At 34.1% G+C, this 16,136-nt stretch carries 14 protein-coding genes; 3 read left to right on the top strand and 11 right to left on the bottom strand.

The window, feature by feature from the left end; translation table 11 throughout:
* Positions 1–2: 2 nt before the first annotated feature.
* From ACZLXV_RS04090 to ACZLXV_RS04080, 3 genes are all read right to left on the bottom strand, one after another.
* Entirely contained in the window at positions 3–164 is a 162-nt protein-coding gene (locus ACZLXV_RS04090) for a hypothetical protein (protein WP_482382568.1), read from the bottom strand.
* 154 nt (positions 165–318) lie between these two features.
* Entirely contained in the window at positions 319–555 is a 237-nt protein-coding gene (locus ACZLXV_RS04085; protein ID WP_482382567.1) for a helix-turn-helix domain-containing protein, read from the bottom strand.
* 522 nt (positions 556–1,077) lie between these two features.
* The gene (locus tag ACZLXV_RS04080) at positions 1,078–1,566 is read right to left on the bottom strand and encodes a glycoside hydrolase family protein (RefSeq protein WP_482382566.1); all 489 of its coding nucleotides are present in this window, start codon (positions 1,564–1,566) and stop codon (positions 1,078–1,080) included.
* Positions 1,567–1,593: 27 nt separating this feature from the next.
* On the opposite strand from ACZLXV_RS04080, the gene ACZLXV_RS04075 reads away from it, so the two are divergent.
* Complete coding sequence (locus ACZLXV_RS04075; protein ID WP_482382565.1) at positions 1,594–1,803, top strand: AraC family ligand binding domain-containing protein; 210 nt, start codon at positions 1,594–1,596, stop codon at positions 1,801–1,803.
* Positions 1,804–1,827: 24 nt separating this feature from the next.
* Here ACZLXV_RS04075 and ACZLXV_RS04070 read toward each other — a convergent pair whose 3' ends face one another.
* The 3 genes from ACZLXV_RS04070 to ACZLXV_RS04060 form a co-directional block, all read right to left on the bottom strand.
* Positions 1,828–3,882 (bottom strand): ATP-binding protein, encoded by a 2,055-nt coding sequence (locus tag ACZLXV_RS04070; protein ID WP_482382564.1) that lies wholly within the window; start codon positions 3,880–3,882, stop codon positions 1,828–1,830.
* 105 nt (positions 3,883–3,987) lie between these two features.
* Positions 3,988–4,587, bottom strand: a complete 600-nt coding sequence (locus ACZLXV_RS04065; protein WP_482382563.1) for a hypothetical protein — start codon at positions 4,585–4,587, stop codon at positions 3,988–3,990.
* Positions 4,587–5,114 (bottom strand): RNA polymerase sigma factor, encoded by a 528-nt coding sequence (locus tag ACZLXV_RS04060; RefSeq protein ID WP_482382562.1) that lies wholly within the window; start codon positions 5,112–5,114, stop codon positions 4,587–4,589. Before ACZLXV_RS04060 ends, ACZLXV_RS04065 begins: the two co-directional genes overlap by 1 nt.
* Positions 5,115–5,564: 450 nt before the next feature.
* Between ACZLXV_RS04060 and ACZLXV_RS04055 the strand changes: the two genes are divergently transcribed.
* Positions 5,565–6,233: a YoaK family protein gene (locus tag ACZLXV_RS04055; protein ID WP_482382561.1), complete on the top strand. Its 669-nt coding sequence runs from the start codon at positions 5,565–5,567 to the stop codon at positions 6,231–6,233.
* A gap of 236 nt (positions 6,234–6,469) precedes the next feature.
* Here the strand turns inward: ACZLXV_RS04055 and ACZLXV_RS04050 are convergent, their stop codons facing one another.
* From ACZLXV_RS04050 to ACZLXV_RS04040, 3 genes are all read right to left on the bottom strand, one after another.
* Positions 6,470–7,312 carry a carbohydrate ABC transporter permease gene (locus ACZLXV_RS04050; protein ID WP_482382560.1) on the bottom strand — a complete coding sequence of 281 codons (843 nt, stop codon included), beginning with the start codon at positions 7,310–7,312 and terminating at the stop codon, positions 6,470–6,472.
* A complete protein-coding gene (locus ACZLXV_RS04045) occupies positions 7,312–8,271 on the bottom strand; it encodes a carbohydrate ABC transporter permease (RefSeq protein WP_482382559.1) in 960 nt (319 codons plus the stop codon). The genes ACZLXV_RS04050 and ACZLXV_RS04045 overlap by 1 nt, the downstream gene beginning before the upstream one ends.
* 158 nt (positions 8,272–8,429) lie before the next feature.
* Complete coding sequence (locus ACZLXV_RS04040) at positions 8,430–9,827, bottom strand: ABC transporter substrate-binding protein (protein ID WP_482382558.1); 1,398 nt, start codon at positions 9,825–9,827, stop codon at positions 8,430–8,432.
* A 193-nt stretch (positions 9,828–10,020) separates the two neighbouring features.
* Here ACZLXV_RS04040 and ACZLXV_RS04035 point away from each other — a divergent pair, with 193 nt between their 5' ends.
* On the top strand, positions 10,021–10,761 hold the full coding sequence (locus ACZLXV_RS04035; protein ID WP_482382557.1) for an AraC family transcriptional regulator: 741 nt from the start codon (positions 10,021–10,023) through the stop codon (positions 10,759–10,761).
* Positions 10,762–10,873: 112 nt separating this feature from the next.
* Here the strand turns inward: ACZLXV_RS04035 and ACZLXV_RS04030 are convergent, their stop codons facing one another.
* Both ACZLXV_RS04030 and ACZLXV_RS04025 read right to left on the bottom strand, forming a co-directional pair.
* Positions 10,874–13,591 (bottom strand): GH36-type glycosyl hydrolase domain-containing protein, encoded by a 2,718-nt coding sequence (locus ACZLXV_RS04030; protein ID WP_482382556.1) that lies wholly within the window; start codon positions 13,589–13,591, stop codon positions 10,874–10,876.
* A gap of 47 nt (positions 13,592–13,638) precedes the next feature.
* The gene (locus tag ACZLXV_RS04025) at positions 13,639–16,053 is read right to left on the bottom strand and encodes a glycoside hydrolase family 94 protein (protein ID WP_482382555.1); all 2,415 of its coding nucleotides are present in this window, start codon (positions 16,051–16,053) and stop codon (positions 13,639–13,641) included.
* Positions 16,054–16,136: the final 83 nt, after the last annotated feature.

The raw sequence follows: 16,136 nt of genomic DNA, 5'->3' as shown, positions 1-16,136 counted from the left end.
TCCTATTTTATTTTAGCCAAAACATCCTGAAAAATTGCATAATTCTTTTTTACACCATCGTCTAAATCAATCGAAATCATCTGGTCGACAATATGATGAATCTTTTTCTCATAAATTCTTATTTCATTATCCTTTACCTGCAATTTGCACAATTTCTTTTTCAATTTCACACACTCACTCACCAGTAGATGCATTTGCAATACACTGTTCTAGTTCAGCAATAGCACCAACATACATAAGTCCTTCTTTGTAAATAGAATAATTTCATTCTCCGGTTCTTAAATCAATGCCCGAACCTTGTCCAGGCATTCTTTAATATCACTTATCGGGTACCTTCTCACTATTCCTCTTTTTTTCAGGTACAAATTCCATAATATCTCCAACATCGCAATTTAATACAGAACAAATTTTTGATACAATTTCTGTACCAACATTTTCGTCTTTTGATAATCGAGACATCGTTGTTGTACTGACTCCTGTCATTGCACGCAGATCTTTCTTCATCATGTCTTTATCAATCAATAATTTCCATAATTTCTTGTAACTAATTGCCATCTTTTCACCTCAGTCTTATTTAAAATATCTGTTTACATTGTATTTATTATCATATCACAGAAATGCGTTTTAGACAATTTAACACAGCAAAAACACAATAAAATTCTGAAATATCGCATTTTATATCTTATCTGACTGCAACTTCATTCTTTTTTCTTCAATCTTCAAAACTTAGCGAAACTTAAACTTATTGGCATTTTCACCTTTTATCATAACAAAAAAGCACTTAAAAACGCATAAATTGTATGGCTTTCAGTGCTTTTTCACATATATTATTTTATCCAATTTTTTCCATCAAGCTACACAAGTGAAACTTAGCGAAACTTAACGTAAATTCAAAAACAAATGCCAGACCATCTGCAACAGTGCCATCCAATAAGACACCTTTGATTGTCATATAATTGCACAGAATCATTACAGTAGGAATCAAAAATACTATCTGACGGCTCAAAGAAATTGCACCGGATAATACAGGCTTTCCAATAGCTTGAAAAAAAATTGCAGCAACCGTTTGAAATCCATTTAGGAAATTCCCTTTGTTTCTTCATATGGATTAAATGCTTTTATCTGCGAAACTCCGGTAAGATGCTGTTTTACCGGCTCGAGTGTACCATCTGCGTTTACTGTAAGTTCATTTACATGACTGCTTCTGAAACCGAGGTCTGAACCAAGTGCTGTCTCCAATGCTCTTGTATGATAAAACATGTAATATTTATCATTAAACTTTATTATTGAGTGATGATTATTACCCGCTACTCCAAATACATTTCCGCAATTTTCCAATTTTTCTCCCCTTTCATAATGCTGGGAATCATTTGTCATATATACATATATTCTTCCGTTGTATTCCATAACCGCCGGGTCTGCCACATAACAATTTGTAAGAATAGGATTGTTTTCTGTTGCCTTTTTAATTTCAGGAGCAAAGGTTGGCTCTGACTGTGATGTACCGGTCTGCTTAACAATGACCTGACATGTCTTTTTTACTGTATCTTTTCCTTTTTTATACAATATGGACATCACGATTCCGATGCGAAAATGCATTATCATGCAGATTTTTATGAACTGATGATTGTTCTTGACGTAACTTCAATGCAACAGGTGAATAATAAAACATACTATATAAAGCGTGGCGACGTTTTTGTATTCGGCGAGGGAGTTTCGCACAATTTTACAGATGTTCACGACCTTCATATATGTAATATACTCTTCCAGCCCTCTTTCGCTTTTGACCGGTACAACAAATAAATGATATATTGACCAATCTATCATTTAATCATCAAATATACTTCCGAGTAAAAGAACAAGTTTTTTTATATCAATAGGCTTTCCTATATGAGCATTCATTCCGCTTTCGATTGCTCTTTGCTTATCTTCTTCAAACGCATTGGCAGTCATAGCTATGATAGGTATCTTAGAACGTCTTCCATCCATCGACCTTATTTTCTTTGCCGCCTCATATCCATTCATATTTGGCATCTGAATATCCATAAGTATTGCGTCATAATAATCTTCAGGCTTCTGTGCCAAGTTTTCTACACACGCCTTTCCATCGGCAACACATTCTGCCTGGATTCCATTCTCTTTCAATACAGTCATAGCTATCTCGGCATTTAATTCATTATCCTCAGCGATAAGAATATTTTTTCCTTTTACATTTTGGATAATACGATTTGTCACTTCCTTACGCTGCTTTTCAGCCTGTTCTTTCATTGCAATAGGAAATGTCAGGGTAACAATCATTGTAGTTCCAACATTCACTTTACTTTCAACATCTATTGTTCCACCCATAAGCTCCACCAGCGATTTTACTATCGGAAGTCCAAGACCTGTACCAGCTATTTTGGTCTCTGTGCTTGTATGTTCTCTCGAAAATTCCTCAAAAATGTGCGGAAGATATTCTTTACTCATACCGATTCCGGTATCTTCAACTTTGCTCACATATGTTGCATAACCTTCCCTGTCACACGGTATTTCCCGAAATTCAACATTAACACTTCCACCCGGATTTGTGTATTTTATTGCATTACTTATTATATTAAGATATATCTCTTTAACTTTCGTCAAATCACATATAATATACCCATGCTCAATATTACACTTACAAGTATATTTAAGGTTTTTATTTTTTATATCAGATTCAAACACAGCATTAAGAGAATCTATAAGCACTTTTATATCCGTTATTTCTGATTTTAATTCGACCTTACCGCTCTCTATTCTTGCCATTTCAAGCACATAATTGATAAGCGACAGCAAAAATGAACTCGATTTTTTAATCTTTGCAACATAATCGGCTGCTCTTTCCTTATCATCAAGATGTTTTTCAAGAAGCTCCGAAAAACCTACTATAGCGTTCATAGGCGTTCGTATATCATGGCTCATATTGAACAAAAATCTTGTTTTTGTCTCATTCGCAATCTGAGCCTCTTTTGCCGCTTTCTTAATATTTTCAGCATATACCGCATCTTTGTAACGTCTCACAAAATACTGCCAAAATGCACTGTATACTATTATGAGAACAGATACTGCTACTAATGTTCCGATAAACAACTGCATTTTTGTAATCCATCCGGCTTTCGGTGCAATTTCAAAATACCATGTATCATTTGGAACCGCACATACAACCTCGAGAGGACTTTTAATATTTTTGCTGTTTCCCTCCGCAATTGTAACTTCTGTTCCCTCAGAAAGATTTTTCTTCCATATCTGATAATCATATCCTGCATCTTCAAGATTGCTTAAATTTATCTCATCTATAAATTTATCCCAGTCTATTACAAGAATAACAAATCCCCAAAATTTCTTTTCTCCGTTTTCAGATATGTAAACCGGGTCAAATAACAGCGCTCCTATACCACCCTGTTTTAATTCATACGGGCCTGCTATCGTATACTGTCCTGTTTTTTCAGCTATCTTTGCTTCTTTTTTTCTTTTTGGATTAGTCAGCATGTTTAATCCCATCGCAGGTTCATTTCCCTTTAACGGATAAATATTTCCCACAATACCATCTTTAGCAAGCTCAATGGCTTCAATGACATCCTTTTTATCATACAAAAGTGCAGCTGTCTGACTAAATTTTTTATCATCAAAGTCATATTTCTCTTCAATTATATTTTTTATAAAATCCGCTCTTTCCAAATATTTATCAAGTCTTGACTCTATTCTGCTGACAGTCATCCTTGCCGTATATCTTACTTTCATCTGTTCAGATTTTTTGTTATTACTTCCCAGATAATGACCGCATGCCAATATTATTGAAAGTGTCACCATAAAAACACAGAATAATTGTATTTTCATCCTTTTTTTATTCATTCTGTTATCCATAAGCTAAACCTCATAATACATAAATTTCCATACTTTTTAATCCAAATTATATTATAACAGCTATATAAAAAATGATAAATACAATTATCGGTCAATTCCTAACTATTATCTCTCTCTAAACATCTGAATAAGAAGCAATATAAATGCCGCTCCCCATAAAAGAAATGCCGGCAGTAAACTCAGGCTGCACGAACTTTTAACTCCGTCCAGAAAATAAGCTATGGCAAATCTGTTCATTTTTAAAGCATTTGGTACTTCTACTGACAGCTTATTTATATACACCATCGGCTGAATCAGTCTGTCCGTAAAATAATACTGAAAAAATATAATCAAAGCATATGAAAACACATAAAATATTCTGCCTTTTTTGCAATTCTTAATATTAAAATATTGCTTTACGGTAAATATTACACATAATAAAATACTAAACCATAAAGTAAGCATGGAAACATAAAATGAACTGTTTTCAAATAAATTTCCAATCTCTAAAAAAGTCCTATCGACATTCATATATCTGCAGCTTCCCGCAAATATATATGTACCGGTTATAAGATAACACCCTGCTGCCGCCATTAAAATATACATTATTATTATTCTTATCCCAATTTTTTTTTGAAATTTAAGCTCTGTCTCTCTGACATCAGGCGACATTGAACTGTAAAGAATTTTTTCCAATTTATCATCTGTTATTTTTAAGTCAGCCATTACAATTCCTCCTCAAGCTTCTGCTTTAATATTTTTTTCGCTTTAACAAGTCTGCTTTTTATCGTACTCTCAGGAATTTTATATAGTGAAGCTATATCTTTTATTTTCATATCTGCCGTATAATACAGATACACCACCATCCTATATTTTTCCGGAAGTTCTCTCACCTTATTTCTGACAAATTTTATAAGTTCACTTCGTATGACTTCCTCTTCAGGATTGTCAGCATTATATTCAATAAATTCAAGTCCACTCTCAATATGTACTTCATAGCTCTCCTGCTTTGCAATTCTCCTTCTCCATGCATATTTTCTTTTCTTATTTTTCCATAAATTTATTGCTGTAGAAATTGCCCATGCTTTTATATTTTCTGATACCTCAAGTTTTTTATAATGCTCGACCATCCTCAACATTGTTTCCTGATAAAGTTCCATTGCAAGTTCATCATCATTTGTAGTTATCTTGCAAAACTTCATCAAATCTGTTCCATATTTTAAAATAAATTCTTCCAATTCTTCCTTTTTCATGTCTCTTCTCTCTTTAACTGTCTTGTTATCACTGCTTCTATATATTACATTGTAACAAGCAGATAAAAAGTTTAAAATATCTGTATTTTTAATTTTTATTTATCAAAAACTTCCAATTTTTCAAGCTTTTTTAAGTCCATTTTAAACTATTTTCAACATTATATTAGCTTAATTAGTCAATATATTTTATAAAAGAATAAATTTCGCTGTGTATATTTCAACGCCATTTTCCACCCACCATATAATATCCACTGCAATTACATTCTGACAGTTTAACCGGTCTGCATCATTTCATATACATAACATATATCTCACATATTATATATACATTGTACATATATGGATTATATAGTATATAATTAGTAAAAATGCTATGGACTGTTTCATTGCTGTGCAATTTTCACAATCCTGCAAGCACCGACAATCCCGCATATAACGGAGTACAAAAAGATGAAAAAAAACAAATTAAAAAAACAGACTTCAGAAACTTTTAGACTTAGTGCAATCCTTGCCATATCAGGCGGTTTTCAGGATGCATACACATACAATGTCAGGGATGAAGTATTCTCAAATGCCCAAACCGGAAATGTAGTGCTTATGAGCCAGAATTTTATGTCCGGCGAATGGCTACGCGGGTTACATTATCTTTTTCCTATAATAGCATTTGCTCTCGGAGTCTTTGTTGCAGAAAGAATACAGAAAAAGTTAAAATATGTGAAAAGAATACACTGGCGGCAGATAATCGTACTTATGGAGTTAGCCATATTATTTATTGTAGGTTTAATTCCCGGACAATATAACATGACAGCAACAATGCTTGTATCCTTTGCCTGTTCAATGCAGGTACAGACTTTCAGAAAAGTAAACGGCTATGGCTATGCAAGTACCATGTGTATCGGAAATCTCAGAAGCGGTACAGAAAGTCTTTCTATTTATCTGCGTGAAAAAAAGCCGGAAATCTTAAAAAAAGCACTTCACTATTACGGTATAATACTTGTTTTTGCAATCGGTGCAGGTATCGGAGGAATTTTATCATTATATATAGGTATCAAAGCTATATGGGTATCATCAATTCTATTAGCAGCAGTATTTATAATGATGTTTACCGAAAAAATGTAATATTTCTTAAAAAATGATATTGTGGTCAAAAAATATCATTTTTATATTCAATACCTATTCTCCTTGACATATAAATCAAATGTGCCCCGCAAAACATACCCAAAAAAGACCTCTAAACTTTAGAGGTCTTCTTCTATCTCATTTATTATCCAAAAACATTTTCCATTTAATTTTTTGCTTCATACTCCAAATTTTATAATAATATAAACAACATATATTTTATAACATATCAATTCTTACTCTTTTACACCACCAAGTGTGACACCCGAAATGATAAATCTTGAAAGTAAAAGATATACTACTACGATAGGTACGATTGCTACTGTTATCATCATATAAATCTTACCCATATCAAAATTCATATAATCAGCTCCACGAAGTGTTGCTATAAGAATAGGTACTGTCATCTTCTGTTTTGACTGAATCACCAATGCCGGAACAAAATAGTTATTCCAAGAACCTACAAATGTAAATATTGCCTGTACTGCAATTGCTGGTTTCATTATCGGAATAACGATCTTGTTAAATGTCCTGAATTCTCCTGAACCGTCAATTCTTGCTGCTTCAACAAGTGAAATAGGAAGTGATGACTGCAGATAACTATACATAAAGTAAAATACTGCCGGTGATGCGATTGATGGAACTATAAGTGGTGCCCATGAATCATACATTCCCATATTTGTTACAAGTCTTAAAAATCCCATTGCCGTTACTTGTGTTGGCATAACAAGTATCGCCATAATAAAGGTAAATGCAACTTTTTTTAACTTAAAATTATATGCATAAAGTCCATATGCAGTAAGTGATGAAAAATATGTACATATAGCTGCTGAGGCTGCTGATATAAACAAACTGTTCAATATTCCACGCACCATTGGAAAACTTCCATCATTCACTACATTTTTCAAATTGTCCAGGAAATGTGTACCCGGCAATGCCGAAAAACCTTTTTGTAATTCTGAATGTGAACGGGTTGCATTAACAATAAGTATATAGAAAAAGAACAGGCATAAAAATGCTAAGACCACCAAAACTATATGTGCCAAAATACTTCTGAATCTGTTATGTCCTTTTTTCATTATAATAACCCCCTTCTTCTTCTACGTTTTTCTGCTTTTGCAGCAGCTTTGGAGCCATCAGGATCATTGTCATTTGTCATCTTATAAACTATGAAACATAATATAGCACTTACTATAAACAGATATACTGATAAAGCACCCGCCATTCCATAATTCTTACTCTTCAAATGGTTATTGAGGAACATTATAAGCGTCATAGAAGTTCTATCCGGATTTCCCTGTCCATTTGTAAGTATCTGTGGAACATCAAACATCTGAAGTCCACCGATAATAGATGTTACTAATGTGTATGCAAGGATTGGTCTTATCATCGGAAGTGTAATATAAAAAAATCTCTGTATGCTATTACATCCATCAAGATCACAAGCTTCAAAAATTTCCATGCTTATTCCGTTTATTGCTGCTATAAGCATGATTGTTGTATTTCCAAACCACATAAGGAAATTCATAAATCCTATAAGCGACCTCGTTCCAAATATAGAACCTAAAAAGTCAATCGGCTTCTTAATAAATCCAACAGACAACATTATTGAGTTTACAGGTCCGTTTGTAGAAAAGAGTGTAAAGAACAACATCGCAAACGCTGATGCCATAATCAGGTTTGGAAGATAAATAACGACCTTAAAAAACTGTTTGCCACGAATCTTTAAACGAATATCAGTAAACCAGTTTGCCAAAATAAGTGCAAATACTATTTGAGGAATAAATCCTATAACCCACATTATAAGTGTGTTTTTTCCATATACAATCATATCTGATTTAAGAAGACTTGCATAATTCTTCATTCCAATAAAGTTTGGTCCTACTTCTTTTATTCCGGTACGATAATACTCAAAAAAACTATACCTTATTGTATCTAACAGCGGTATTAATGAAAATATAATATAAGTTATGAAAAATGGAAGTATAAATATATAACCCCATTTAGCGTAACTTACACTTTTTTTCTTCTTTTTCATAATCCCACTCCTTTCCTAAATATCATTATAAACTTGAAGTATTTCATTTCTTATAACAGGATTCAGCCATACTTTCATTATAACTAAATCCTGTTATATTGCCACATCTTTGTGACTGTATAATACAATATTTTTATTTGTCCCTTTTATAATTGCTGCTACTTAGCCCAATTTACCTTCTTAACATCTGCATAACGCTCTTCAATTGCTGTCTCGAAGTTTTTCTTTGCCTTGTCATAAGTAACTTTTCCCTGGAAATAATCACTGAATGAGTTTTGTATAAGCTCTACACACCCCTGATCATATGCTGACAATGGTGCAATTTTAATATTTTCTGCAACAGGTGCGAAATACTTAAACGGATTCTGACCACCAAGGAATTTAGAAGCATATTTTTCATCATTTTCTGCTGCCTCTTTCATTCCGGATTTCGTGTTTGTAAAGTCAGAATATTTTTCTGAAATCTTTAAAAGATTGTCTTTATCTGCTGTGAGTGCAAGAATAATTTCTTTTGCATGCTTAGCATTATCTGTCCCTGCTGCTGCGTGTATGTAAGAACCGCCCCAGTTATATTCCTGTGGAGGATTTGTAACAGCCCACTCGCCTTCTTTTCCATCCCAGTTTGGCTTTAATGTAAAGTCAATTCCCCATGCTGGGAAGAGGAATGCAAATACTTTAGATTTTGAACCCATGGCTTTATTCCAGTCATCATTCCACTGCCCCTTTACAGTCTTGTCAAAGTATCCTGCATCAAGCCACTGTTTTGAATCATTTATCCAATCCATGACTTTTGAATCTACATCAACTGTAGTATCTGGTGAATCACCAGGTGTAACCCATGATTTTGAAATACTGTTTCCATATAAACGGAATGTGTCAGCATATGATGAAAATGTATAATATCCTTTTGCTTTTAACTGTTCTGCTGATTTCTTAAGTGTATCCCAATCCTTAACCTTCTCACCAATCTTTTCCGGATCATCTGTTCCAAATACTTTCTTTGCGATGTCTCTTCTATAAACGAGAAGTCCCGGACAGCACTGCCATGTAGAACCTCTCATAACACCATCGCTGTCTGAAGCTGTTGTCTTTGTAAAGTCATACTGATCTTTAAACTCTTTATCCGTATCAATTCCAAGATCTTTTAAAGGCATCGCAACATCCGCATCTTTATCAGTATATTTGAATACATAATCTGTCTCTGAAAGGAAAATATCAACTTTGTCATCTGCTGATGCATCAGCCTGTCTTCCAAGTGCTTCGTCAAGTTTCTGCTGATATACACCATCCTGATTTGGATTGATAATCCAGTGAATCTCACAACCATCCTTAAGTTTTGTAACTGTTCCATCCTTTGATGTTGATTCTACCTGTGGATAAACAGCCTCTAATCTCTGACGAAATTCATCGTTCCATGAATAGATATTTATTATCTTTCCCTCTTCTGTCTGAGCACTTTTTCCTGATGTCCCATCATTTGCCTTGTTTCCACATCCGGCAAGCATTGTAACACTCATTGCCGATGCAAGCACTAAACTTAAAAATCTACGTTTCATTTCTCATTCCTCCTAGAATATATTTTTAATCGTTCGACATAACTTTATGTCATTTCTCGTTTACAAGTCATATATTACTCCATTTGTCGCATACCTTATACTAATTCACTTGTAAAAATAACAGATTCATGTCATAATGTTAAATATTAACACTATCATATCAGATTTTAGCACTATTTTAGGAGGAAAAGTTATGTCATTATCAGAAGAATGGGTAAATACAGAACTTTCAAACAGCGAATTCGAAATACTTCATCGTGCTCCTGATGTTGAATATTCTTTTTATAATTCAGTTAAAGCAGGTGATATGGACGCTGTAATTGAAAATTGCAAACAAGATGCTTTTATAAACCTTGAAGGCACAGGCGTTCTCTCGCAAAATCCTCTGACAAACATAAAATACCATTTTGTTGTCACTACTGCTATGATTACAAGATATTGTATTGATGGAGGTCTTGAAGCTGAGCAGGCATATCGCCTAAGTGACTTTTATATACTAAAGATGGACTCATGCAGTACAATACGCCAGGTAGCCGATCTTCATCATGAAATGGCAAAGGATTTTACCGGAAAAATGGTTCTTTTAAAGAAAAGTTCAATTCTCTCCAAACCTGTTATGCAATGTGTAAACTATATATACAGTCACATCAAAGAACGTATCACAATAACCACTCTTGCTGATTATACAGGGCTTTCAGAGAACTATCTTTCCCGTGTATTTAAACAAAATCTTGGTGTTTCCATCAGTGATTATATTCGCGAAAAAAAAATAGAAAAAGCAACTCATCTGCTCCGCTATTCAGATAAATCATTGATCGATATAGCAAACTATCTTTCTTTTTCGTCACAAAGTCATTTCACTAAAACTTTTGAAAATTTTATAGGTTTAACCCCAAAGAAATATCGTGACAAATATTATAAATCAATGTGGTAATGGTACACCATTTTTATTCATAAAAAACAAAAGAGAAAATTAATTTTCACATCAATTTTCCCTTTTGTTTTTTAATAACATCTTATTATAAGATATATTTCAATTATCTTCTTTAGTATTTTATAAAAACTTCAATTTCATGACATTTTTTACGAGACATTTCTTCAATCGTTTTTTTCATTATTACAACTTTCCCTAAATCAGCAGTCTCAAGTTCATTTCCATCACACTCTACCCTTATTATTTTGTCATACACTCCATTGTTATGATGTATATTGTCAACATCCGCATGAATCGTAATCTTTAACGTTGTTCCTGCAAATTTAAGTTTTATTGCAGCTTTACCCTCTTTATCGAACTGCTCTGGAAGAAGTGCTGGTTTTATAACAAGATTTCCAAATTCTCCTCTTACTCCAAAAACTTCTGTTATCATTGTAAGCATATACCAGCTCGCTGCACCTGTAAGATACGCATACAGTCCGCGTCCCTCATTGTCAAAATACTCAGGTATTCCCGGATACATAACACTTTTTTCAAAATCCATTGCACTGTCAAGCAAATTTTTAAGTACCTTGTAACCCTCTTTTATAAATCCTCTCTTATATAATGCATTTGCATACATGACTGCCATATGTGAAAATACGGCTCCGTTTTCCTTTTCACCATATGCAAATCCAAACATCCTTCCAAAATCAAATTTTTCTTCTTTAAAATCTGTATTAAGACGGTATCCTCCTGCATTCTTTTCATAGAGGTATTTATCTGCACTATTACAAATTGCTTTTACCTGCTTTTCATCTGCAGTACCACTCATTATCGCAAATACCTGGCTTGTAAGCATCATACGAACATCATCTTTTTTATAATACTCTACTTTTTTTCCATGATTATCATAATAACCGTTAAACCAGCCCGTATTGTCATCTTCTTTTATCCATTCATTTTCACGAATGTTTTTCATAAGCCAATCTGCTTTTTCTTCGAGATTTTCACATATACTGCCTATTTTTAATACAGCTTTTTCACCACTTATATTGTGACTGCACAGTGAAGTATATTCAGAAAGAAGCTCCTGTTTTTTGTGAGGACTTTCATACAATTCCTCCCCTTTTCTAAACAGACATTCCATTTCCTTTGCGACCTCAATAACACAAATTCCATCTTTACTTTCAAACTTTCTTAAATAATATGCAATATCTTTTAAATTTCCCGCATATGCACATGTAAATGCAACACTTTCACCCTTTTCCCATGCCATATCAAGAGCATCATTCCAGTCGGCTCCGTGAAGTCTCATTTCATTGTGTTCTCCAACATCATAGAACGCACAAAGATTTTGTAAAAGAATATGCTCAATAACAGTTCCAAAATAATCAGCACCACAAACCGTTTTCTGAGTATTTCCATATTCAATTTTCCAATCATCATCATGTGCCATTCCTCTTAATGACTGTCTATCCTTAAAATATGACACTTTATCAAGAAATATATTAAGATCACCTGTCTGATCTATATAAAGCTTAGTCGTAACAAACGGCCAATAAGCATGATCCATCCATACACGCGTTATATTATTTCTATCTGCTATAAACTCACCCTGTCCGTTTCCTATTATTGTTGCATTTGTTCCATCAATCCTCACACCGCCATAATTAGAAACTATCATTTTGCGAACCATATCAGGTTCCATAACAAGAAGTGCAAGACAATCCTGCCATAAATCTCTCCAACCTCTTCCTCCTTTGCCATAGTCATGATAAGGAAGGAAAGAACAGCCGTAAATTCTTCTAAGTATTGGCTGGAAACATATCCATTTAAGATAATTGTCAACTGAGTCATCGTTCATTTCAAAGTCAATATTTACTTTTTCAACCCAATGTCTTTTTGTATTTTCAAAACATTCAAGCACAGCTTCTTTTGTTCTGTATAAAACAGTAGTTTTTTCTATTTCTAAAACATCATCAGTTATACCTGCCACTACTATATAACCTGTCTTTTCACCTGCTTTTAATTCTACACTTTCAAACGCTAAAGCTCCGACAGCTTCCTTTCCTTGAATCTTTGCTCCAGCCTTTACACCTTCCTTTACAGTTCTTACTGCTTCCGGATTCAGAAAACTTCCACCTTCACCTATAAACATTTCATTTGTAGGATAAAATGTTTCAGGCTTTGTTCCATCCTCTTTTGAACCATAAACAAAATATGTTGTACTATTTTTCTGATGTCCTCTTTCATCAAATGATAAAACAGGTGAAACCTCAATACCATATTCCTGTGTTGAAATTCTGTGTAAAAGAGAAGTCACATGTCTATGGTCTCTGATATTATCTGCACTTCTTCCATATAATGGAATTGCTGCAACAGGTGTAAATTTAATACTCTCAGCCGATGTATTTTCCAATGTAACATACATAATCTCAATATTTTTATCAGTTGGCACAAATGATAGCACTTCTGATTTAATTCCATATTTTTTTGAGATTCTTGTAAGTTTTTGCCACATAAGTCCTGCTTCTATTTTACTTTCGTCCTGAGAAGCCGTAAATTTCTCAGCTTCCTGCAAAGCAGATGCTCCTGATACAGACCAAATACCATTTCCCTCTATACGACACCAGAAATTTCTTCCATTTTTATTGTTATGTAAATTTTCAATACTGACAGGCTCAAGTAAAAAATGATTCTGATCTGTCTTTGCATCACCTGCCATAGAAGGTGTAATATTTGATTTTAATCCCATCTCCCCTGCTAATGGAAGATATAAGCCACTGTAATTTTCAGGATTTTCAATAACAAAAGATCCATTCTTATCCGTAAATTTGATTTTGCCCATCTATAAAACCTCCTGTGATTTTTTCAAACTTCAAACAACTTTGAAGCTTATGACATCATAAGCTCTATTTCAGTATTTTCAGTAAGCATATCCTGAGTTATATAACTTCCTTCAACTTCAATACCATTGACAACCATCTTCTTACAGCCACTCTGTATATGTCCCGGATTTTTAATAACAATATGAAGATTGCTGCCTCTGAAACTCTTTGTAATTTCAAATTCACCCCATTCTTTAGGAACAGAAGGTTCAATGTGAAGTCCTTCAAAATCCGGACGCATTCCAAGAATCCCCTCTACACATCCTACCATTACAGTAGAGGCTGTTCCTGTAAGCCAGTGAACATGTGAACGTCCAAAGTTTGGACTTGCTTTTCCTTCCGTAAACTGTCCATAGCAATATGGTTCAAGAACCCTTGTTTCCGCCCTGTCATTCTGTGCAGCAGGTGAATTCTCCATAAAATATTCAAACGCTCTGTCGCCATGTTTTAATAATGCTTCTGCAAGTATAAGCCAGCCCTGTGACTGTGAAAAAATACCTGAATTTTCTTTTGTACCTGCATTGTAGATAACTGCAAGCGCACCTGAGAATGCTTCTGCATGATATGGTGGATCCATAAGAATAGCACCATATTTAGTATTTAATCTGTCATGTACACTGTTCATTATAATCTCGCCCTGCTTTTCATCTGCAACTTTACTGATTACAGCCCAGCTCTGAGGGTTAAGCCACATATTAGCCTCTGCATCCGTGCGCTTTCCGATAACTTTTCCTTCTTCTGTAAAGCCTCTTATGAAACGATCCTCGTCATAGCAGATTTCCTGAATAAGCCTTCCGAGTTCCTCCTGCTGTTTATCAAGCTGTTTTACATATTCATCATCATTTTTGTATTCTGCAAATTTTCTGAGTATTGTCATTGCATAATAATACTGCATTGCAACAAATGAAGATTCTCCGTCTTTTCCAAGTCTTAAACAGTCATTCCAATCTGCATAAAGACCTGCCGGCATTCCATGTTTTCCAAGATGCTCAGCAGAGAATTTAACTGCACGCTGTAAATGCTCATATACTGTTGCTTCATCTTTGTTTGCAAAAGGAATTACCTCATCTAAAAATTCCATATTTCCTGTCTCAGAAATATATTTATATACTGTTGGGAATAACCATAATGCATCATCGGCACGATATGCAGGATGTCCTGTTTCCTGAACATAAGATGCATCATCAGGTGTATCTTCATGACCTGGGTTGTGTGTGAATTTTACAAGTGGAAGTCCTCCACCGTTGTCTACCTGAGCTGAGAGCATAAATCTTATCTTCTCTACTGCCATTTCAGGTGCAAGATGTATAATTCCCTGAATATCCTGTACTGTATCACGATAACCATATCCATTTCTAAGACCACAGTATGTAAATGATGCAGCTCTTGACCAGATAAATGTCATAAAGCAGTTATATGCATTCCATGTATTTATCATTGTATTAAATTCTTCGCTTGGTGTTTTAACCTGGAATTTTTCAAGTTTTCCATGCCAGAATTTCTTTAACTCAACAAGTTCTTCCTCACATAAATTCTCATTTTCATCATATCTTGCAATTATCTTTGCTGCTTCATCATCGTATTTCATTCCGACAATAAAGATAACTTCCTTTGTCTCACCCGGTACAAGTTCAAGTTCTGTTGTAAGCGCACCACAGCCATTTCCATTGTAATTACCCTTATTATCAAGTGCTCCGTTAATTACACCGTTCGGATTTGAATAATCATGATATCTTCCTAAAAATCCTTCTTTACTTCCACACCAAGATGAAACCTTCTGTCCTGCCATTCCTAAAAATCTCATCGAAACATTTTTATTGTCAATGTATTCGCTTTCTTTTAAAGCATCAAGATTTCCATGTACATGATGCATTACACGATTTCCAGCAAAATGAGTTGATGTAATAAACTGTGAATACTGAAGATTTACCTGATCCTGCTCATAATTACAGTTATTTGTAAACTCAGCATAACCTGTTACATTAAGTTTTCTGTTCTTGTCTGAATTGTTTGTAACCTTTAAATCCCATATTTCATAAGATTTATCAAGTGGTACATAATAAAGAACTTCCGAACTTATACCTGCATATTGTGCTATCATTCTTGTATAAGCTGTTCCATGATGACATTCGCTCTTATATTCCTCTAAATCTTTTCCAACCGGCTGCCATGATGCTGACCAGTAATCTTTTGATTCATTATCCCTAATGTAAATATATCTTCCTGGTTCATCAAACTGATTAAATACATATCTTAAAATTCTTCCATTTGCACCTGACTTCTCAAAACTGTATCCCCCCGCATTATTTGAAATAATAGCACCATACTCAGGTGAACCAAGATAGTTTACCCAAGGTGCCGGTGTGTCAGGTCTTGTAATAACATACTCCCTTTTCTCATCATCGAAATAACCGTATCTCATTTTACTCCTCTTTTCTTCATACAAATAATTTTCTCGCCGCATTTTCTGTATCATATATGCACGATACAAAATTTAATTTTTTT

Source organism: Butyribacter sp. (assembly GCF_056818865.1).
This window is presented reverse-complemented; position numbering and strand designations above follow the sequence as displayed.